The sequence below is a fragment of the Pseudomonas sp. WAC2 genome (assembly GCF_030403525.1).
In the GTDB taxonomy this organism is placed as follows: domain Bacteria; phylum Pseudomonadota; class Gammaproteobacteria; order Pseudomonadales; family Pseudomonadaceae; genus Chryseomonas; species Chryseomonas luteola.
In genome coordinates, this window is record NZ_JAUEPD010000008.1 from 268,313 (window position 1) to 289,418 (window position 21,106).

18 protein-coding genes are annotated in these 21,106 nt (G+C 55.8%); 3 read left to right on the forward strand and 15 right to left on the reverse strand.

Features of this window, described 5'->3' with window-relative positions:
* Positions 1-38 precede the first annotated feature (38 nt).
* From rpoD to rpsU, 3 genes are all read right to left on the reverse strand, one after another.
* The gene (gene rpoD, locus QWJ10_RS18035) at positions 39-1,889 is read right to left on the reverse strand and encodes an RNA polymerase sigma factor RpoD (RefSeq protein ID WP_010795991.1); all 1,851 of its coding nucleotides are present in this window, start codon (positions 1,887-1,889) and stop codon (positions 39-41) included.
* A gap of 78 nt (positions 1,890-1,967) precedes the next feature.
* A complete protein-coding gene (gene dnaG, locus QWJ10_RS18040; RefSeq protein ID WP_019367534.1) occupies positions 1,968-3,902 on the reverse strand; it encodes a DNA primase in 1,935 nt (644 codons plus the stop codon).
* Between the two features lie 248 nt (positions 3,903-4,150).
* Complete coding sequence (gene rpsU / locus QWJ10_RS18045; RefSeq protein WP_010795989.1) at positions 4,151-4,366, reverse strand: 30S ribosomal protein S21; 216 nt, start codon at positions 4,364-4,366, stop codon at positions 4,151-4,153.
* A 204-nt stretch (positions 4,367-4,570) separates the two neighbouring features.
* Here rpsU and tsaD point away from each other — a divergent pair, with 204 nt between their 5' ends.
* On the forward strand, positions 4,571-5,596 hold the full coding sequence (gene tsaD / locus QWJ10_RS18050; RefSeq protein ID WP_026004189.1) for a tRNA (adenosine(37)-N6)-threonylcarbamoyltransferase complex transferase subunit TsaD: 1,026 nt from the start codon (positions 4,571-4,573) through the stop codon (positions 5,594-5,596).
* A gap of 55 nt (positions 5,597-5,651) precedes the next feature.
* Here the strand turns inward: tsaD and plsY are convergent, their stop codons facing one another.
* Positions 5,652-6,221 carry a glycerol-3-phosphate 1-O-acyltransferase PlsY gene (plsY, locus tag QWJ10_RS18055; protein WP_010795987.1) on the reverse strand — a complete coding sequence of 190 codons (570 nt, stop codon included), beginning with the start codon at positions 6,219-6,221 and terminating at the stop codon, positions 5,652-5,654.
* A gap of 112 nt (positions 6,222-6,333) precedes the next feature.
* Here plsY and folB point away from each other — a divergent pair, with 112 nt between their 5' ends.
* Both folB and folK read left to right on the forward strand, forming a co-directional pair.
* Positions 6,334-6,687, forward strand: a complete 354-nt coding sequence (gene folB, locus QWJ10_RS18060; protein ID WP_289928628.1) for a dihydroneopterin aldolase — start codon at positions 6,334-6,336, stop codon at positions 6,685-6,687.
* The gene (gene folK, locus QWJ10_RS18065) at positions 6,678-7,214 is read left to right on the forward strand and encodes a 2-amino-4-hydroxy-6-hydroxymethyldihydropteridine diphosphokinase (RefSeq protein ID WP_197871424.1); all 537 of its coding nucleotides are present in this window, start codon (positions 6,678-6,680) and stop codon (positions 7,212-7,214) included. The genes folB and folK overlap by 10 nt, the downstream gene beginning before the upstream one ends.
* On the opposite strand, the gene QWJ10_RS18070 is transcribed toward folK, so the two are convergent.
* The 11 genes from QWJ10_RS18070 to QWJ10_RS18120 form a co-directional block, all read right to left on the reverse strand.
* The gene (locus QWJ10_RS18070; RefSeq protein ID WP_289928630.1) at positions 7,193-8,368 is read right to left on the reverse strand and encodes a multifunctional CCA addition/repair protein; all 1,176 of its coding nucleotides are present in this window, start codon (positions 8,366-8,368) and stop codon (positions 7,193-7,195) included. The two genes, folK and QWJ10_RS18070, sit on opposite strands and share 22 nt — an antisense overlap.
* A gap of 91 nt (positions 8,369-8,459) precedes the next feature.
* Positions 8,460-10,007 (reverse strand): SpoVR family protein, encoded by a 1,548-nt coding sequence (locus tag QWJ10_RS18075; RefSeq protein ID WP_289928632.1) that lies wholly within the window; start codon positions 10,005-10,007, stop codon positions 8,460-8,462.
* The gene (locus QWJ10_RS18080) at positions 10,004-11,278 is read right to left on the reverse strand and encodes a YeaH/YhbH family protein (RefSeq protein ID WP_010795982.1); all 1,275 of its coding nucleotides are present in this window, start codon (positions 11,276-11,278) and stop codon (positions 10,004-10,006) included. Before QWJ10_RS18080 ends, QWJ10_RS18075 begins: the two co-directional genes overlap by 4 nt.
* 138 nt (positions 11,279-11,416) lie before the next feature.
* Entirely contained in the window at positions 11,417-13,339 is a 1,923-nt protein-coding gene (locus QWJ10_RS18085) for a PrkA family serine protein kinase (RefSeq protein WP_010795981.1), read from the reverse strand.
* Between the two features lie 259 nt (positions 13,340-13,598).
* Positions 13,599-13,925 (reverse strand): thiosulfate sulfurtransferase GlpE, encoded by a 327-nt coding sequence (glpE, locus tag QWJ10_RS18090; protein ID WP_010795980.1) that lies wholly within the window; start codon positions 13,923-13,925, stop codon positions 13,599-13,601.
* Between the two features lie 2 nt (positions 13,926-13,927).
* A complete protein-coding gene (locus QWJ10_RS18095; RefSeq protein ID WP_289928640.1) occupies positions 13,928-14,749 on the reverse strand; it encodes a symmetrical bis(5'-nucleosyl)-tetraphosphatase in 822 nt (273 codons plus the stop codon).
* Positions 14,749-15,129 carry a Co2+/Mg2+ efflux protein ApaG gene (gene apaG, locus QWJ10_RS18100; RefSeq protein ID WP_289928641.1) on the reverse strand — a complete coding sequence of 127 codons (381 nt, stop codon included), beginning with the start codon at positions 15,127-15,129 and terminating at the stop codon, positions 14,749-14,751. The genes QWJ10_RS18095 and apaG overlap by 1 nt, the downstream gene beginning before the upstream one ends.
* Positions 15,130-15,169: 40 nt before the next feature.
* Positions 15,170-15,973, reverse strand: a complete 804-nt coding sequence (gene rsmA, locus QWJ10_RS18105) for a 16S rRNA (adenine(1518)-N(6)/adenine(1519)-N(6))-dimethyltransferase RsmA (RefSeq protein ID WP_289928643.1) — start codon at positions 15,971-15,973, stop codon at positions 15,170-15,172.
* Positions 15,966-16,961 carry a 4-hydroxythreonine-4-phosphate dehydrogenase PdxA gene (pdxA, locus tag QWJ10_RS18110; RefSeq protein WP_289928722.1) on the reverse strand — a complete coding sequence of 332 codons (996 nt, stop codon included), beginning with the start codon at positions 16,959-16,961 and terminating at the stop codon, positions 15,966-15,968. Before pdxA ends, rsmA begins: the two co-directional genes overlap by 8 nt.
* Positions 16,961-18,256, reverse strand: a complete 1,296-nt coding sequence (locus QWJ10_RS18115; RefSeq protein WP_026004190.1) for a peptidylprolyl isomerase — start codon at positions 18,254-18,256, stop codon at positions 16,961-16,963. Before QWJ10_RS18115 ends, pdxA begins: the two co-directional genes overlap by 1 nt.
* Positions 18,237-21,056, reverse strand: a complete 2,820-nt coding sequence (locus QWJ10_RS18120; RefSeq protein WP_197871432.1) for an LPS-assembly protein LptD — start codon at positions 21,054-21,056, stop codon at positions 18,237-18,239. Before QWJ10_RS18120 ends, QWJ10_RS18115 begins: the two co-directional genes overlap by 20 nt.
* Between the last annotated feature and the right edge of the window lie 50 nt (positions 21,057-21,106).

Sequence of the window (21,106 nt, forward strand, 5' to 3'; positions counted from 1 at the left end):
CGCATAAAAAAACCGGAGCGTTTGCTCCGGTTTTTCATTTACTCGTCGAGGAACGAGCGAAGATGCTCGCTACGGGACGGATGACGCAGCTTACGCAAGGCTTTGGCTTCGATCTGACGAATACGCTCGCGTGTCACATCGAACTGCTTACCGACCTCTTCAAGCGTATGGTCAGTATTCATATCGATGCCGAAACGCATGCGCAGTACCTTGGCTTCACGAGCTGTCAGTCCTGCCAGTACATCGCGAGTCGCCTCCTTCAGGCTTTCGCTGGTCGCTACCTCGATCGGAGACTGCATGGTGGAGTCTTCGATGAAATCACCCAGGTGCGAATCTTCATCATCACCAATCGGTGTTTCCATAGAGATTGGCTCTTTAGCGATCTTCAATACCTTGCGGATCTTGTCCTCAGGCATATCCATACGCTCACCCAACTCTTCCGGCGTCGGCTCGCGACCCATTTCCTGCAACATCTGGCGGGAAATACGATTGAGCTTGTTGATCGTCTCGATCATGTGAACCGGAATACGGATGGTCCGTGCCTGGTCCGCAATGGAACGGGTAATCGCCTGACGAATCCACCAGGTCGCATAGGTGGAGAACTTGTAGCCGCGGCGGTATTCGAACTTGTCTACAGCCTTCATCAGACCGATGTTGCCTTCCTGGATCAAATCAAGGAACTGCAAGCCGCGGTTTGTGTATTTCTTGGCGATCGAGATCACGAGACGCAGGTTGGCCTCAACCATCTCTTTTTTCGCCCGACGAGCCTTGGCTTCGCCGATGGACATGTTGCGGTTGATCTCCTTGATCTCGGCAACTGTCAGATCAAGCTCCTTTTGCAGGGCAATCAGCTTTTCCTGGTTGCGCTGGATATCAGGACGCAGGCGCTCAATCGCCTCGGCATACTTGGGCTTGTTCTTGAGAACCTTGTCTACCCACTCAAGGTTGGTTTCGTTGCTCGGGAACGAACGCAGGAAATCAGCGCGGGGCATACGTGCATCACGTACACACAGCTGCATGATGGCGCGTTCCTGGGCACGAACACGATCCAGCGACTCGCGAACGCGGCCTACCAGTATCTCGTACTGCTTGGGTACCAGCTTGATCGGCATGAACAGCGTGGCCAGGGCCACCAGCTCTTCAATGGCCTGATCGCTGCTACGGCCATGCTTCTGGAGCGCCTTTTGGGTTTTCTCCAGTTGTTCGGCTACGGCTGCGAAGCGCTGACGAGCTTCTTCCGGGTCCGGACCGCTTTCGGTCTCTTCCTCGGAGTCATCGCTCTCGCTTTCTTCTTCGTCGTCGCTCTGGGCTGCAGCGGCATCCTTGGCCTTGGGCACAGGAATGTCATCGCTTTCGCTCTCAGGCAGCGTGCCGTCATCGGGATCGATGTAGCCGCTGAGAACGTCAGACAGGCGACCGCCTTCGGACGTAACCCGATCATATTCGCTGAGAATGTATTCAACCGAGCCCGGGAAGTGAGCGATAGCGCTCATGACTTCACGGATACCTTCCTCGATACGCTTGGCGATTTCGATTTCGCCTTCACGGGTCAAGAGTTCAACGGTACCCATCTCACGCATGTACATGCGCACGGGGTCGGTGGTACGACCAACATCGCTTTCAACTGCTGCCAGTGCGGCGGCGGCTTCTTCAGCGGCGGCTTCATCGGTATCCGCTTCTGCGAGCAGTAGGGTATCCGCATCCGGAGCTGTTTCGAATACGTTGATCCCCATGTCGTTGATCATGCGGATGATGTCTTCCACCTGTTCTGGATCGGAGATATCCTCCGGCAGGTGATCGTTGACTTCCGAGTACGTCAGGTAACCCTGCTCGCGACCGCGGGCGATCAACTCTTTAAGACGAGATTGCTGTTGCGCTTTTCCGGACATAAACACCCTTCCACGAAGGCATAGGCGGGCAAAAATAAGCTGAGTATTATAGCCGATCAGGCGGCTTTCTTGCCAGAATCAGGTTGATGGCACAGCTGGGCGGCTAAGAAGCTCGCGCAGACGGTCCTTCTCTTCAATGCTGAGTTCGCTTTGGCGCGCCTTGCGGAGCAGCTGTTCAAGGCTGCGTTCACGCTGGCTTGCTGCAAGCCTAGTAATGGTGTCGAAAAACTGTTGTTCAAGGTTATCACCTGAAATCAACCACTCTTTTTCGGCTAAAACACGTAATAGTTTGCCTTGTTCAGTGCCGTGCCAGCGTGCCAGCAGCTGCAACGTGCTCTGTTCGGGCTTCTTCTGCAAGGCATCAACCAGGGCAACAAGAAGCTGTGCGTACTGGTCATTTTCTTCGGCAAGGTTCTTTGCATCCTGAACCTGCAAGGCCAGCGAAGGGCGGTGCACCAGGCTGCGTAATGCGGCAAGCGTAGGCGGTTCAACCTTTACCGGCTCGCGTGGGGCACGCATGGCAGGGTCACCTTTGAAGCCGAACGACTTCTTGCCGCGGAACCCATTTTTCCCGCCATACGAGGGCTTGCCTGTGCGAGTGCTCGGGTAGGGCGCAGCAGGCGCAGGTGAGTCATAGCCGCTGTCGTAGTAGGCATCCTGCTCGTAGTAAGGCTCGTCCGTAGGCCGTGGTGTCGCGGCTGGTGCGCTGGCAAACTGATTGAGCGACTCGTTGTTGAGCCCGGTCAGCTCGGTCAGGCGCAGGCGCATGAGCGCTTTCAGGTTATTTCCCGGGACCTTTTCAATCAGCGGTATGGCCAGTGTCGCCAGGTGCGCCTTTCCCTCCAGAGTAGACGGGTCAGCCTCGGCTGCCAGTTGCTGGAAGAAATACTCGGCCAGTGGCAGCGCCTGCTGGACGAAACGTGCCTGAAACGCGTCCGGGCCCTCTGATCTGACGAGAGAATCTGGATCTTCGCCTTCGGGAAGAAAGAGAAAGCGGATCTTGCGACCGTCCTGTAGGGTGGGGAGCGCTGATTCCAGCGCGCGCCATGCTGCGCTACGACCGGCCTTGTCGCCATCAAAGCAGAACAGAATTTGAGGCACCAGACGAAACAAGCGCTTGATGTGCTCCTCACTGGTAGACGTACCCAGGGTGGCAACAGCATTTCGTATGCCTTGCTGCGCCAGGGCAATCACGTCCATATAGCCTTCCACGACAATGATCTCGTCAAGATCGCGGTTGGCTCGGCGAGCCTCGAACAGCCCGTACAGCTCTTGACCCTTATGGAAAACAGGCGTTTCTGGAGAGTTCAGGTACTTGGGTTTCTCGTCGCCCAGTACCCGGCCGCCAAACGCGATAACGCGTCCACGGCTGTCCTTGATCGGAAAAATGACCCGATCACGGAAGCGATCGTAGCGTTTGCCGTTTTCAGTATTTTCGATCAGCAGGCCGGCCTCGATCATGGCTTTTTGCTGAAGCTCGTCACCTGCCAGATGCTTGAGCAGATTGTCCCAGCCAGGCGGTGCGAATCCCAGGCCATAATCACGCGCGATCTCGCCGGTCAGGCCGCGTTTCTTCAGGTAATCCACCGCGGCTTTACGCTGGGGGTGACTCTTGAGCGACTGACGATAGAACGTGGCTGCGTCGGCCAGCAGCGCATACAGCGGAGAGTCCACCATCTGCCGCGGCTTGCGTGGGCCGCCACTGGTGCTTTCTTCTCGGGGAACGTCAAGACCGGCTTTTCTGGCCAGCTCTTCAACAGCTTCGGGAAACTCCAGATTGTCATGGTCCATGACAAAGCCGAGGGCATTTCCGCCTGCGCCGCAGCCGAAGCAGTAATAGAACTGCTTGTCTGGACTTACGCTGAACGAAGGGCTCTTTTCGTTATGAAAAGGACAGAGCGCACTAAAATTCTTGCCGGTTTTTTTTAGCTTGATGCGTGACCCTACCACTTCGACAATGTCGGTGCGGTTGAGCAGGTCGTCGATAAAGCTCTGGGGGATCAATCCGGCCATGGTGCATTCGGCTCAGGGAGGGCCATTAGCATACGCGATGAAAAACGGTTGCTTCCATGCGCAGGTCGCTTGGTTGAATTATAAATTCGACTATCGAAACTTGAGCATACTAACGCACGTTGCGAAAGGATGTTCAACAGGAATGCGCCAGGCATGGGACATGCTTGACAGGTGGTGCGGATTAGCAGATCACATACGTTCAGCCCGACCAGTGGTCGGGCGGAGCCGTTAGCCTTGCAGGCGTCTGATCAGTACAGACGCTCGCGGCGGCGCTGTTCGCGCTGCACTTTCTTGGCATGACGCTTAACAGCAGCAGCTGCCTTGCGCTTACGCTCGGAAGTAGGCTTCTCGTAGAACTCGCGGCTGCGAACTTCAGCCAGAACACCGGCTTTTTCGCAAGAGCGCTTGAAACGACGCAGGGCTACGTCGAAGGGTTCGTTTTCTTTGACTTTGACGGCGGGCATCCAGGTCGTACCTTCAATGTTTTACCGGGGGTTGATTCAACGCTTGAGGCCTTGGCCATGTAAAGCGTCGGTTTTTAAGGGTTGCGGATAGTAACGCTTCGCCGGGGTAAATGCAAAGCTTCCGGACGAAAGCACTGGTCTGAGCAAATGGGTGGGATTATCATGCCTTCCTTCATTCATCGTCAGGCCGAAGGCCATCTGCCCATGCGTGTTCTGGGACTCGAAACGTCCTGCGACGAAACAGGTGTCGCACTCTTTGACAGCGAACGTGGACTTTTGTCCGATGCGCTATTCAGTCAAATCGATTTGCATCGTGTTTATGGTGGGGTAGTGCCTGAATTGGCCTCCCGTGACCATGTAAAACGAATGCTTCCTCTTATTAATCAGGTATTGGCTGAGGCAGGCAGCAAGCCGGCCGATGTCGATGCCATTGCCTATACGGCCGGTCCGGGCCTGGTCGGTGCGCTGCTGGTAGGCGCCTCCTTTGCCCAGGCGCTGAGTCTGGCATGGGGTGTTCCGGCGTTGGGGGTTCATCACATGGAAGGCCATTTGTTGGCGCCCATGCTGGAGGAGCAGCCGCCGGAATTTCCGTTCGTCGCCTTGTTGGTGTCTGGTGGCCATACGCAGCTTGTACGGGTGGACGGTATCGGCCGTTATCAGCTTCTGGGCGAGTCGGTAGACGATGCTGCGGGGGAAGCCTTTGACAAGACTGCCAAGCTCCTGGGGCTCGGTTATCCAGGCGGGCCGGAGATTGCTCGACTTGCGCTCAATGGCAATCCTGATCGCTTTGTCTTTCCGCGTCCGATGACAGACCGGCCTGGTCTGGATTTCAGCTTCAGCGGTTTAAAGACTTTTGCTCTCAACACTTGGCAGCAATGCGAGGCGGCAGGGGATAACAGTGAGCAGACGCGTTGCGATATCGCCTTGGCCTTTCAGCGTGCGGTCGTCGAGACGCTGACGATCAAGTGCAAGCGTGCCCTTAAGCAAACAGGCCTCAAGTCTCTGGTAATTGCTGGCGGTGTCAGCGCCAATACTGCGCTGAGAACTTCGTTGGAGACCATGCTCAAGGAGCTACGTGGGCATGTCTTTTATGCCCGCCCACGTTTCTGTACGGACAACGGCGCCATGATTGCGTATGCCGGTTGCCAGCGTCTGCTGGCCGGTCAGCAGGATGGTCCCGCCATTCAGGTGCAGGCGCGTTGGCCAATGGAGCAGTTGCCGGCGGTCTGAGTAACGTCAAGGGCGTGGTCTGGCAAATCTTTTGGGACAAAAGCTGTCACGCTCTCTAGAAGTGACGTTCTCGTCCTGCCAGCAAGGCTTTGAGATTGGCACGGTGGCGAAGCACGATAAGGATGGTCAGCGCGAGCAGAGGCAATAACGCGGCATGTTGTTGCCAGGCAATAAGCGGCAGGCACAGCAACGTGGCGGCCAGTGCAGCCAGGGAGCTGATACGGGTCATTGCGAAGACGATTCCCCAGATGCCAGCCGCCAGCAATGCAGCCCAGGGATACAGGCCTAGCAACATACCGGCCGCTGTGGCGACGCCTTTGCCGCCGCGAAACTGAAAGTAGAGCGGATAGACATGGCCCAGTACTGCTGCCAGACCGATCCAGGCCTGCTCGACCTCTGACAGGCCCAGGGTACGTGCCAGGAGAATAGGGACGAGGCTTTTGCTCAGGTCGCCTAGTAATGTCAGGATGGCAAGGCGCTTGCCACCAAGACGAAACATGTTGGTTGCACCGGGATTGCCTGATCCACTGGTTCTGGGATCGTTAAGGCCAAAGGCGCGGCTGAGCAGGACGGCAAACGATACGGAGCCGAGCAGGTAGGCAAAAGTGGCCAGCAACCAAACCATGATGATGTTCCCGGAGGGGCAGTCCCTTCAGATTCTAATGGGAATCTTCGTCTGACCGCGATACGGTGGCTGGGCTTTTCAAATAATGCGCATATGGGCGCTGGAGAGGGTCGTGGACAAGGTATTCATCGAGGGACTGGAAGTTGACACCGTTATTGGTGTGTATGACTGGGAGCGCGAAATTCGTCAATGCTTGCGTCTGGATGTCACCATGGCTTGGGACATTCGTCCTTCCGCCGAGAGCGATGAACTGGACAAGACGTTGAATTACGCCGCGGTGGCAGAACGTATTACAGCGTTCGCCCAGCAGTCGAGCTTCCAGTTGGTCGAGACGTTTGCCGAGCGTCTGGCCAGTCTCTTGATGCAGGAGTTTCAATTGCCCGGGTTGCGGCTGAAGCTTACCAAGCCGGGTGCCGTACCGACGGCGGCTGGGGTTGGTGTGGAGATCGAGCGCGGATGTCTCTGACCACGGTATACCTGGGCCTTGGCAGCAATACCGCGCGTGAGCAGCATCTGACGGCGGCACTGGAGGCCTTGTCCGCCTTATGCGGAGAGCTGGCATGCTCTCCCGTTTTTGAAAGCGAGGCCGTGGGTATCAAGAGCGAGCCGTTCTTCAACCTGGTCGTCAAGGCCCAGACAGAATTGTCCCTGGCTGACTTGAGTGTTCGCTTAAAGCACATCGAGGCTGATAATGGCCGATACGCGGCAGATCGTACCGGCTTGCCGCTTGATATCGACATTCTGACCTATGGCGATCTCGTAGGAAACCTGGATGGGCTGACTCTGCCGCGGGCAGAAATTCTTAAAAATGCTTTCGTACTTTGGCCGCTCTCGTTATTGGCCGCCACAGTCAGGCATCCTGTCGATGGCCGCGATTATGCGTCTCTTTGGGCTGCAATGCCCAAGGTCCAACGCTTATGGCCGGTACCATTTACGTGGCGTGGCCAGGCATTGACGCCAGCCACGTTGTGTCAGGCCTTTCCAGCTGAGTAGTCACGGCAATACGCCTCGATGGCCTCGAGGCGCGACTGCTTCAAAGCCTCTCCAAGTTCGGCGCCTTTAAATCCTCTCTCCAATAAAGGTTGTACTGTTACTGCGCGTGCAGCCTGCGCAACCGAGCGCATGTAATTTGCCTGCGCATAGGGGAGTGCTGCGTCATAGTGGTCCATTTCACAGGCTTGAAGGAATTCCTCGAAGCGAGCCGGCCGACGGAACAGGTCGAAGCACTGGAATAGCGCCAGAAGCGCTGTTGAGCTCAGCTCGGCTGCACGCTGGACGTGCGGGTGATACTGGCTGACCAATAACGCCAGCTCACTACAGTCACGCGGCAACTTGAAGCGGTTATTGATGGCTTCGATCGTGTCGGTAACCTGGTTTGGCTCGTGTTGATCGCCCTTCACCTGCATGAGTAGACATGACCAGCGTATGGGAAGGGGTTGCTTATGACTGGCGCATTGGCGCAGTACCCGCAAGGTATGGCTGGTAGACGGATCGGCATCGGCTTTGAGCAGGGAGTCGATCTCGGGTATCAGTACAGCCAGCGCACCACAGACATGCAGGGTCTGAATGAAAACATCCGGCCTTGACTCCATCAGCGCCCGGGAGATTTCTTTCCACATGCGCTCGGGTGTCAGGGCGTCCAGTTCACCGCTAACCGCCATGCGCTGCATCAGCTCAAGGGTCTCCGGAGCGACATTGAACCCAAGCGGAGCATAGCGGGCCGCAAAACGAGCTACGCGCAGCACCCGCAACGGGTCCTCCATGAACGCTGGGGACACATGGCGCAGCAGACGTGCATGTAGATCCTTCAGGCCGCCATAGGGATCAATCACGTGGCCCGCTTCGTCTTCTGCCATTGCGTTGATGGTCAGATCGCGGCGGATGAGATCGTCTTCCAAGGTGACGTCCGGGTCTGCAAAAAAGGTGAAGCCGCCATAGCCACGACCGCTTTTACGTTCAGTGCGTGCCAGGGCGTATTCCTCACCGGTCTTGGGATGAAGGAAGACGGGAAAGTCCGCACCGACGGGGCGAAAACCCTGAGCGGTAAGCTCTTCAGCGGTACCTCCGACAACAACCCAATCGACTTCCGTAACGGGCTGCCCTAGCAATCGATCCCGGACCGCGCCACCCACCTTGTATATCTGCATGCTTCACCTCCTGAAGGCAGCAGAATAACGATGAAGTAGGTAAACGCCAAAAAGGATGTAAAGAAACAAGGCCTCACAGGAGGCCTTGGATTTAGATGGGCGAGATAGCGATGTCGGTACGCCGAGGGTCAAGGTCCCGGTGGCCGTCCCGGGGCGGAACGTGCTGGGTGCTGACGATCTGATCGCCCTGAGCGGTTTCAAGGTGAATGTCAAAGCCCCATAAGCGATGCAAGTGCTTGAGTACCTCCTCGGTAGAATCGCCCAGGGGTTTGCGATCATGCTGGGTATGCCGCAACGTGAGCGAGCGATCACCGCGACGGTTGATATTCCAGATCTGGATATTAGGCTCACGATTGCCCAGGTTGTACTGGGCTGCCAGCTGCTCACGAATCAGGCGATAACCCCGATCATCATGAATTGCTGCGACTTCCAGCTCATCATGGTGATCATCGTCCAGAATGCTGAACAGCTTGAGATCCCGGATAACCTTGGGCGACAGGAATTGAAGGATAAAGCTTTCGTCCTTGAAGCTCTTCATCGCGAACGTAACGGTAGAGAGCCAGTCGCTGCCTGCGATATCCGGAAACCAGCGCTTGTCTTCTTCGGTAGGATTCTCACAGATCCGACGAATATCGCGGAACATGGAAAAGCCCAAGGTGTAAGGGTTGATGCCGCTGTAATAGGGGCTGTCGAAGCTTGGCTGGTAGATCACGCCTGAGTGAGACTGCAGGAACTCGAACATGAAGCCATCGGTTACGAGGCCTTCATCGTAGAGATCGTTGAGCAAGGTGTAATGCCAGAAGGTTGCCCAGCCTTCATTCATTACCTGCGTTTGCCGCTGCGGATAGAAGTACTGAGCGATCTTGCGCACGATCCGGATAACTTCACGCTGCCAGGGCTCTAGCAACGGGGCATGTTTCTCAAGGAAATAGAGAATATTTTCCTGAGGCTCGGAGGGGAAACGCGCATCCTCTTCGTGTTTATCCTTGTCGCCCATCTTGGGGATGGTGCGCCAGAGGTCATTTACTTGGCGCTGCAGGAGCTCCTCACGCTCTTTTTGCCGACGGCGCTCCTCTTCAGCGGAAATGGGATAGGGCCGCTTGTAGCGATCCACACCATAATTCATGAGCGCATGGCATGAATCGAGGAGGTCCTCTACCGCATCGATGCCATGGCGTTCTTCGCATTGCGTGATGTACTGCTTGGCGAACACTAGGTAATCGATGATGGAGCTGGCGTCTGTCCAGGTCCGGAACAGGTAATTGCCCTTGAAGAAGCTGTTATGCCCATAACAGGCGTGGGCAATCACAAGGGCTTGCATCGTGATGGTGTTTTCTTCCATCAGATAGGCAATGCAAGGATCCGAATTGATCACGATTTCATAGGCCAGGCCCATTTGCCCGCGCTTGTAATGTTTTTCGGTATGCAGGAAGTGCTTGCCGTAGGACCAGTGGTTATAGCCGATGGGCATCCCAACGGACGCGTAGGCGTCCATCATCTGCTCGGCTGTGATGATTTCAATTTGGTTGGGATAGGTATCCAGCGCATAGCGCTTGGCGATACGACCGATTTCCCGGTCGTAGGCCTGTACGAGCTCGAATGTCCATTCCGAGCCGGTGGAAATAGGCTGACGCTTCATGACACAAGCCTCCGCTGGAACAGTTCACGAAACACCGGGTAAATATCGGCAGCCGATACGATCTGCTGTTGCGAAAAGGACTCGGGAAACGCCCCGCGCACCTGTTCATATTCGTACCACAAGGCCTGATGTTCCCGTGGCGTGATCTCTACATAGGTGTAGTACTGCATGAACGGCAGTATCTGACGGACTAGGATATCCCTGCAGATAGGCGAGTCGTCATTCCAGTTATCACCGTCCGAGGCCTGCGCGGCATACAGGTTCCACTCGTTAATGGGATACCGCTCCGCCATGATTTCCTGCATGAGCTTCAATGCACTGGACACAATCGTGCCGCCCGTTTCACGGGAATAGAAAAACTCCTCTTCATCCACTTCACGTGCGCTAGTGTGGTGACGAATAAACACCACATCGATTCGCTCGTAATTACGTTTGAGAAACAGATAGAGCAGGATGAAAAAGCGCTTGGCGATGTCCTTGGTCGCCTGAGTCATCGAGCCGGAAACGTCCATCAGACAGAACATCACTGCCTTTGAGCTTGGCGTAGGCTGTTTGCTCAACAGGTTGTACTTGAGGTCAAAGGTATCCAGGAACGGGACCTTATCGATCCGGGCGCGCAGACGCACAATCTCGGCTTCGAGCGCCTGGATATCAGTGATGTTGTCCGGCTCCTCGACACGCAGTCGTGCAAGCTCCGCCTTGACTTCGCGCAGCTTGTTGCGGCTCCCGCCCGACAGAGCAATTCGCCGGGCATGAGCGGAGCGTAAAGTCCGGATGATATTGATGCGCGACGGATTCCCTTCGCTGCTGATACCAGCACGTACCGTCTTGAACGTGTCGCTGCCGGTCAGCTGTTTTTTCACCAGATTCGGCAGTTCAAGATCCTCGAACATGAAGTCGAGAAATTCGTCCTGGGTGATCTGGAACACGAAGTCATCCATACCTTCGCCACTGTTGCTGGCCTTGCCTTGGCCTGCGCCACCACCACCGCCTCCTTGGGGGCGCGGAATGCGGTCTCCTGAAGAAAACTCCTTGTTACCGGGATGAACGGTCGTTTGCTTGCCACCACGACCGTGATGCAGCACGGGCTCATCAATGTCGCGGCCAGGAATACTGATTTGCTCGCCATGCTCCATATCGGTAATGGAACGGCGGCTCACGGCCTCTTCGACCGCCTTCTTGATGTGCTCGCGGTAACGCCGCAGAAAACGTGTACGGTTTACCGTGCTCTTATTCTTGCCATTCAAACGCCGGTCGATGACATAACTCATAGACGCCCTCCGGGCTCGGAAATGGAGCAGTCCGCGGTCCTACGATAGGCTTGGCATATTGCGATTTGCCTACCGCCGGACAGGTCACGGCAGAGCACGGTCACGCCGCCTCTGCCTGTGACGATACGACTGCGTTCTTTACTGCGATTTCCGTACCCGCAGATACCACTCGGACAGCAACCGCACTTGCTTCTCGGTATAGCCACGCTCGACCATGCGAGTCACAAAGTCGTTGTGTTTTTGTTGGTCCTCCTTGCTTGCCTTGGCGTTGAAGCTGATAACCGGCAGGAGATCCTCGGTGTTCGAGAACATCTTCTTCTCGATGACCGTGCGCAGCTTCTCGTAAGAGAGCCAGCTGGGATTCTTGCCATTGTTATTGGCACGCGCGCGCAGCACAAAGTTGACGATCTCGTTGCGGAAGTCTTTTGGATTGCTGATGCCTGCCGGCTTCTCGATCTTCTCCAGCTCCTCGTTTAGCGCCGCGCGATTGAGAATTTCACCTGTTTCCGGGTCACGGTATTCCTGATCCTGAATCCAGAAATCGGCGTACAACACGTAGCGGTCAAAAATGTTCTGTCCGTATTCGCTGTACGATTCAAGGTAGGCGGTTTGAATCTCTTTGCCGATGAACTCGACATAACGAGGTGCCAGGTATTCCTTGATAAAGCGCATGTAGCGCTCGCGGACTTCTGCCGGAAACTGCTCCTGCTCGATCTGCTGCTCAAGCACATACAGCAAATGAACAGGGTTGGCTGCAATCTCGTTGGCATCGAAGTTGAAGACACGTGAAAGAATCTTGAAGGCAAAACGGGTCGACAAACCGTTCATGCCTTCATCGACACCTGCTGTGTCGCGATACTCCTGAATCGATTTGGCCTTGGGATCAGTGTCCTTCAGGTTTTCACCGTCGTATACCCGCATCTTGGAGTAAATATTCGAGTTCTCAGGCTCTTTCAGGCGTGAAAGTACAGAGAACTGCGCCAGCATTTTGAGCGTATCGGGCGCGCAATGAGCCTTGGATAGAGAGCTGTTGATGAGGAGCTTGTCATAGATCTTCATCTCATCCGAAACACGCAGGCAATACGGGACCTTGACGATGTAGATACGGTCGATGAAAGCCTCGTTATTCTTGTTGTTACGGAAGGTATGCCATTCTGATTCGTTGGAGTGCGCCAGGATGATCCCGCTATAGGGCAGGGCACCTAGGCCTTCGGTACTGTTGTAGTTGCCTTCCTGAGTCGCGGTCAGGAGTGGGTGCAGCACCTTGATAGGTGCCTTGAACATTTCCACAAATTCCATCAAGCCTTGGTTGGCTCGGCATAAAGCGCCTGAGTAGCTATAGGCGTCTGCATCGTTTTGCGGATATTCCTCAAGCTTGCGAATGTCGACCTTGCCGACAAGCGCGGAAATATCCTGGTTGTTCTCATCGCCTGGCTCGGTCTTGGCAATAGCGATCTGGTTAAGGATGGAAGGATGCAGCTTTACAACACGGAACTTGCTGATATCTCCGCCAAACTCCTGCAATCGCTTGGCTGCCCAAGGCGACATGATGCTGCGCAGATAGTGGCGAGGAATGCCATAGTCCTCCTCAAGAATCTGGCCATCTTCATCAGGATTGAATAGGCCCAGCGGAGATTCAAAGACCGGAGAGTCCTTGATGGCATAAAACGGAACACGCTCGATCAGCTGCTTGAGCTTTTCCGCCAATGACGATTTACCACCCCCTACAGGACCCAGGAGATAAAGGATTTGCTTTTTCTCTTCGAGGCCTTGGGCAGCATGCCGAAAATACGAAACGATCTGCTCGATGCAATCTTCCATCCCGTGGAAGTCTGCAAAAGCAGGGTAACGACGGATCACCTTGTTGGAAAAGATGCGCGAAAGGCGCGGATCGCTGGCGGTATCTACCAGCTCCGGTTCACCAATAGCCATGAGCATGCGCTCAGCGGCACTGGCATAGGCAGTACGGTCCTTCTTGCAGATCTCAAGATATTCCTGAAGGGAATATTCTTCCTGACGAGTCGCTTCGAAACGCCCCTGGAAGTGACTGAAAATGCTCATGACGTCTCCTCGCTGGATACCCTCGAGCCGGCTGGGATCGGTCGTACGCGTGCACGGAAAACAGCAACAGTCGACGGAGCAACCGTTTGGAATTCCCCCGAACACCTAATGGTCGTACCGATGGCCCGCCGGAAATCCGGCTCCCTGAATGGGAAGGCCTAATCCAAGAATAGTCCGATTATGGAGATGTGGAAGCCCCTCTTTAGACTTATGTGTAACGGGATCGTCAAAAGCATGTGCTAAGCACTTGAAGGATCAATCAAAACGAGCCGCTTTCCGTCTCGTCGGGATATACGCTTCGCCAGACTTCGAAGCCGCCATCGAGGCTGTAGACTTCGCTGAAACCCTGCTGGGAAAAAAAGGCGGCAGCGCTCTGGCTTGAATGACCGTGATAGCACACGACAACCAGCGGCTGATCCATATCGGCCTGGGCCATGAAGTCGGGCAGGGTTTGGTTATCGATCCGCTGAGAGCCCGCAATATGCAGAGTGGCGTAGCTATGAGGGTCGCGGATATCCACAACTGTTGCGCCACGCTGGCGCAGCTCCAGCGCCTGTTCAGGATCAATGCAGTGAAACTCGCTCATCTTCAGCCTCCTTCCTGGCAGGCGCAACTGTGGCGCTCGCCAGTATCGACATTCATTAAGGTCATTTTGTTGCCCCAGACACAGCCGGTATCCAGCGCAAACACGCCCGGCTCATCGCAGCGGCCTTCAAGTGCTGCCCAATGGCCAAAGATCAGCCGATGCTGACGCGTCAGACGACCAGGATGGCTGAACCAAGGGGCATAGCCGTCAGGCGCACTGCCGGAGGCTTCCTTGGTTTTCAACTCCAGCGTGCCGTCCGGTGCGCAGAAACGCATGCGCGTCAGGTAGTTGGTAATAACACGCCAGCGAGTGGCCCCTTCCAGGCTGTCTTCCCAGAGTGCCGGCTCATTGCCGTACATGCCGTCTATGAACTGTGGAAAGTGCTCATCATCCCGTAGGACAGCCTCTACTTCCTTGGCCAGGGACAGTGCCTTCTCTAGCGCCCACTGCGGCGGCAGACCAGCATGAACCAGAATCGTATCGCGCGGCTCATCGTAATGAAGAAGCGGCTGCTGGCGAAGCCAGGAGAGCAGCTCGTCGCAGTCTGGCGCCTTGAGGATCTTGCGCAACGTATCGCTTTTCTTCATCCGTTCGGGATGGAGCGAAACCGCCAGAAGATGAAGGTCATGGTTGCCCAGTACGGTGACGATGGATTCCCGCATGTCATACAGGAAACGCAGCGTTTCCAGTGATTGCGGGCCACGGTTGACCAAGTCACCAACCAGCCAGAGACGGTCCTGCGCAGGATCGAAGTCTACTTCTTCGAGCAGGCACTTGAGCGGGTCAAGGCAACCTTGCAAGTCGCCAACGGCATAAAGCGTCATCAGTGTAAGGAACCTGGAACAGCGAGGCGGAAGGGCGTAATAACGGCATCGAAGGTATGGCCGTCACTGGCCTCCATCTGATAACTGCCACGCATACTGCCTACGCGGGTTTCGAGCACCGTACCGCTGCTGTATTGGTGCGTTGCTCCTGGTGCGAGTACAGGCTGTTCGCCTACCACGCCAGCACCGCGCACCTCCTGGGTCCGACCATTGCCATCGGTAATGATCCAGTGGCGTGCATGCAGCTGTGCCGGCAGGCTGCCCTCATTGGTAATGGTGACGTCATAGGCGAAGGCGAAGCGATTCTGCGCCTCCTGAGACTGCTCCGGCAGGTAGCGTGTGGAAACAGCCACTTTAATGGAATAGCGTGGGTCGGACACTGAGGCTGACCTCTTAAATATTCAGGTTATTCAGATGACCTTAGTTGCTCTGTGGCTGATCTGCCAAGGCATTGGCCAAGCGGACAAAGGCTGCGATATCGAGTTGCTCGGGGCGTAGACCCGGCTCAACGCCGGCAGCCTCGATGGCATCACTGTTCATGAGACTCTTGAGTGTATTGCGCAAGGTCTTGCGGCGCTGATTGAACGCTTCACGTACGACTCGCTCAAGCATCTTTGGATCTTTAGCGGTATACGGACGTTCGGTATGCGGAACAAGGCGCACAATGGCCGAATCCACCTTGGGTGGAGGATTGAATGCACCAGGGCCTACATTGAACAAGTGCTCAACGCGGCAATGGTACTGAACCATAATTGACAGACGTCCCCAATCGCCGCCGCCCGGCTCTGCTGCCAGCCGCTCGACGACTTCCTTCTGCAGCATGAAGTGCATGTCGGAGATAACGTCTGCATGGTCCAAAAGATGGAAGATCAATGGAGTGGAAATGTTGTAGGGCAGGTTGCCAACGACACGCAGCTTCTCGCCACTAACCAGTTCGGCAAAGTTGAACTTAAGGGCATCACCCTGATGGAGGGTGAACTGAGGGTTCAGGCCAAACTTTAGCTTGAGCAGGGGGATAAGATCCTGGTCAAGCTCTATGACATCCAGCGTTGCGCCACTGGACAGTAGTCCTTCCGTGAGCGCTCCTTGGCCAGGGCCGATTTCCAGCAGATGTTCACCTGCCTTTCCATTGATGGCGCGCAGGATGCGGTGGATGACGCCGGCATCATGAAGAAAATTCTGTCCAAAACGCTTGCGCGCCTTGTGTTGATAAAGCTCAGTCATTGATATGTGTTTCGGCCATTTGATAGGCCGTCTCCAGGGCAACGCTCAGGCTGCCGGTATCGACTTGGCCCGTTCCGGCCAGATCTAGGGCGGTACCATGGTCGACCGATGTACGAATGATCGGTAGGCCTAAGGTAATATTGACCGCGGCACCAAAGCCTTTGTGCTTGAGCACAGGCAGGCCCTGGTCGTGATACATGGCGAGCACGGCGTCGCAGTGATCGAGGTATTTGGGTGTGAATAGTGTATCAGCTGGCAAAGGGCCTATCAGTTCAAGACCTTCTTCACGCAACTGCTCAAGTGCAGGCTCGATGATCTCGATCTCTTCCCGGCCCAGGTGTCCGCCTTCGCCGGCGTGGGGATTGAGGCCGCAGACCAGAATTCGCGGCTTCGGAATACCGAATTTCTCTTGCAGGTCAGCCTGAAGTATCCGCGCTACACGCTGGACACGCTCGCCAGTGATGGCGTCCGCCACTTCACGTAAGGGCAAGTGCGTAGTGACAAGAGCCACGCGCAGGCCCCTCGTTGCCAACATCATGACAACCTGCGGAGTATGGGTCAGGTCGGCAAGAAATTCGGTATGTCCGGAGAACGCAACGCCTGCTTCATTGATCACGCCCTTGTGAACCGGTGCGGTAATCATGCCGGCAAAGTGGCCATTGAGGCAGCCTTGCGCGGCCCGAGTCAGGGTTTCCAGAACATAGTGACCATTGGCAGGGCTCAATTGGCCAGCCACCACGGGTGCGCCTAGTGGTGTGTCCCATACATAAAGCGCCCCGGCGTTAGTGGGCTGCACAGGCCAGTCAGATGGCGTAACGCTGATAAGGGAAACTGAGAGGCCGAGCTGCTGGGCTCGCTCGGCCAGTAGAGACTGGCTGGCAATAGCAATAAGAGGGTAGGGCTGAGGATGCTGAGCAAGCAGCAGGCAAAGGTCCGGACCGATGCCTGCTGGCTCCCCGGGCGTCAAAGCAAAGCGCTTTGGCCCTATCACTTTTTGATTTCCACGTAAGCCTCGTCGCGGATCTGACGCAGCCACAGCTGCAGCTCCTGATCGTACTTGCGGTTACGCAGAAGGTTGAGGGCTTGCTGTTGACGAACCTGCTCGCTGTTGTCCGTAGCACGACGACCCAGGACTTCCAGAATGTGCCAGCCATATTGCGTACGGAAAGGCTGAGACAGCTGGCCAGCAGAGGTGCTGTTCATGACCTCGCGGAACTCAGGTACTAGAGACTCCGGGTTGATCCAGTTCAGGTCGCCACCGTTAAGTGCCGAACCGGGATCTTCCGAAAAGCTCTTGGCCAGTTCGGCAAAGTCTTCACCACCCTCGATGCGCTCACGCAGACGTTCCGCTAGACGACGTGTCTCCTCGTCGCTGCGAATTTCGTTTGGCTTTAGCAGAATATGGCGGACATGAACTTCGTCAACCACCGAGCTTTCGCCGCCACGCTTCTCCTCAACCTTGAGGATGATAATACCGCCCGGTACACGAGCAGGCTCAGTGACGTCACCTGGCTTCATCGAGCTGATCATCTGATCGAAGGGAGGTGGAAGCTGGGCGGCTTTCCGCCAGCCTATCTCACCGCCATCCAAGGCGTTATCGCCAGCCGAGTTGGCAATGGCAAGTTCGCCAAAGTCAGCACCCTGACGAGCCTTGTTATAGATCTGCATGGCCTTTTGGCCAGCAGCCTGGATTTCACTGGAAGAAGCGCTATCCGCCACAGGAATCAGAATATTGGCCAGGCGGTATTCTTCTGATAGCTGAATGCGGCCCAGATCGGAGTTCAGGAAATTCTGCACTTCCTGCTGACTGATTTGAATGCGCTGGGCTACCTGACGCTGCCGTACGCGACTGATAGTTAACTCACGACGTACCTGGTCGCGAACATCGTCATAGGTCAAGCCATCCTGAGCCAGCGCCTGACGAAACTGAGCCACGCTCAGTCCGTTGCGCTGAGCGATTGTGGCAACCGCCTGGTTTAGCTCGTCTTCCGAGATACGAATGCCGCTACGTTCAGCGATCTGCAGCTGTATGTCTTCCAGAATCAGCCGTTCCAGTACCTGATTTTCTACAGCACTGTCGGGCGGTACTTCGCCGCCCCGCTTGGCAATGTTCTGCTTCACCTCGGTCAGGCGCTGCCTGAGCTGACTCTCCATCACCACATCGTTGTCTACGATGGCAACCACTCGGTCCAGCGGTACCACGGCAGCATGGGCCATTGAGCTGATAGTCAGCGCCACACCTAAAGCAAGTGGGCGCATGGCGTTACATAGCTTGGTCTTCACGTTCACGATAGCCTTGAATGCCTTTATCCAGGAAGCCTTCGGTCTTACCACCAAAGACGTTGCCGAGCCCTTTCAGGACGATCTGCAGGAAGACGCCGCGGTCAGACTTGGATGTTTGTGAGTTGTAGTAGACGTCATCATCCGTATCGACCCAGTAGCGGTTGATCAGACGCAGCTTCCAGCAGCAACTGTCATATTCGAAGCCGCCAAAGGCCTCGAGTGTACGGCTCTTGTTGTAGTCGAATTGCCAACGGGCAATGGCGGACCACTGCGGAACGATCGGCCAGATGACAGAAAAATCATGCTGGTCGATTTTGTAGTCGCTGCTGTTATAAGCGAAACGGCCCAGGTTTGGATCATAGACGCGTGTATTGCTTCTGTAGCGATAGCCTGCGTTGACGATCTTCCGGGGATCGTTCTCCGGCTGGTAATGGAACATTACGCTGCCAGAGTCCGTGTGGTTAATGGTCGGATCCCAGTTGAACTCTCCATTGACGCGCCAGTCGCGGTTGAAGCGGTACATACCGGCCAACGCATAAGGCGAGCGCCAGGAGTCAGCTTGAGGATTGTCGACGTCCTGACCAAGGCTGCGGGCGTAGGCAATATCATCTTCCGTCAAACCTGGCAGCTGTACGCGGCGGTCGCGGAAGTAGAACAGCTGACCAAAGCTGACATTGGCTCGTTCAAAGCCACTCGGCTCGATGAAGCGGGAGGTTGCACCCAAGGCCAGCTGATTGGCATCGCCAATCCGGTCTCTGCCTGTAAAGCGGTTATCACGCCACAGGGAGTCATAGCTGAAGGTGTATTCGCTGGTATCGAATACCGGGATGTCATCCTGATCCTTGTATGGGACATACAAGTACTTGGCACGAGGCTCCAGAGTCTGCTTGCCGCCTTCGCCAAACAGGTTGGAATTACGATCGAAATACAGACCACTGTCGATGCTTACGATAGGCACAGAACGGCTTGGACTATCGTTGAAGCTTTGCAGGCTGGAGCCTACAGATTGACGGCGCCCGCTTGGGTCATTGAACGAAGAGCTAAGATCACTCTTGCCTTGACTATCCAGATCCAAGTCGTAACGAGTATAGGCGTACCGAACTGAGGGCGTCAGATAGCCCCAGCTAGCATTCATTGGCAATGAAATGCCAGGCTCAGCGTGGATACGATCACCCTCAGCGCGTGAGAGACCGAAAAGATTTACGTCAGGACGGTTGCGGATGTTGGTGCGGTTACCGTCATCATCCAGATCGAAATAAGTATCGTCATCCAGACTGCGCTGGAACCGAACAAATTCGGTGCCATAGGTAAACTGCAGGCCGCCTGGGCTGTAAGGCAGGTATCCATCCAGCGTCAGTTGCGGCAGGCGGTTATACGGTGTCACATCGGATACCGTAGCCATCTGGTAAGCCTGAGCGTTCAAGCGCGCCGTATAGGTATCACCACGGTACGTCAGTTGGCCCTGCTGGTTGACGTAGGTGGGTTTGCTGATGCCTAGATCGGTATCCAGATCCTGGAAGTAATACGGATCGCTGATCTTGGTGTAGTCGACTTCTGCCAGCCAGCGGGAGTCCAGGCCTGTGCGGTTTTTCCAACCGTACAGCCAGCGCCTGTCCGTTGCTTCCGGCATGCCTTCATGATCGTTTTCCTGATCGTTCAGGTACGCCGCGCTGATCTGACCTTCGCTGCTGCGTGTCAGATAACGGAACTCACCTTCCATCATCAGGCCGCGCTTGGTCATGTAGCGTGGGTACAGAGTTGCGTCGTAATTGGGCGCCAGGTTGAAGTAGTAGGGCGTTACGACGGTCAGACCATTATCGCTCGACGAGGCAATGGTCGGCGGCAGGAAGCCTGACTGACGACGATTGTCGATCGGGAAATAAATGAATGGTGTATAGAGGACTGGGAAGTCCTTGACACGCAGGGTCGCGTTGGTGGCATAGCCCAGGCCGGTCGCCGGGTTCAACGTAACGTTATTGCCCTTGACGGTCCATGAGTTGCTGCCCGGCTCGCATGTCGTATAGGTACCGTCTTTTAGACGGATAATGGCGTCTTCGCCGCGCTTGACATACAGCGCGCTGCCCCGAATGCGGCTCTGGTGCACAACGTATTCGGCGTTATCCACCTGAACGGCGCCGTTGTCGAGTTGCACTTGAGCATTGTCGCCCACCACGAGCATGCCATTGTCACGGAACTTGACGTTACCGTTCAGCTCGCCCCGGTTTTCAGTTCGATGCAGGTTGGCCTCATTCGCCTCGACCTGCATGTGACCTTGCCGCAGGATTACATCACCTGCGAGGGTGGCGGTCTGAGTCTCTTCTTGATAGCGAGACACCTTGGCAGTGACGTACGTCGGCGATTCGCTCATCGGCGTTTTGTCATTCATGCCGGGGCGCTGTGGCTCGACATAGGCGCCCGAGCAGTAGGGGCCTGTTTCCGCCAGCTGCGCAGGGGTCAGCTTTTCACGCGGCACCCAATCCAGATGGCTATAGTCCGCGCTTCGGGAAGCAAGGCCTCGGCCTTCGCTCTCGGTGACAAGCGTCTTCTCCGGCTCTCGGGCGGCTGCGGTCTGCGGGCCATCGCCTGCACTGACAGCCGACTCCGTATGAGCTGGGCGGGGAGGCACATTACTCGTGGCCTCGGTAGTATTACACGCCCAGCCGCCTGTGGCGGAAGGAGCGCAGTTGAACTGCTGGGCTGCCGGAGCAGCAAGAACGGAGGTCAGCGGCTGAAAAGCCAGCAGACTGCCAGTAACCAGCAAGGGAAACTTTCTGCGAAACGCGGGGGATTTCACGGCCATCCTTAAAGTTATCCTGCGCGCCATCGGCCCGGAAACGGACCGCAGGCCTC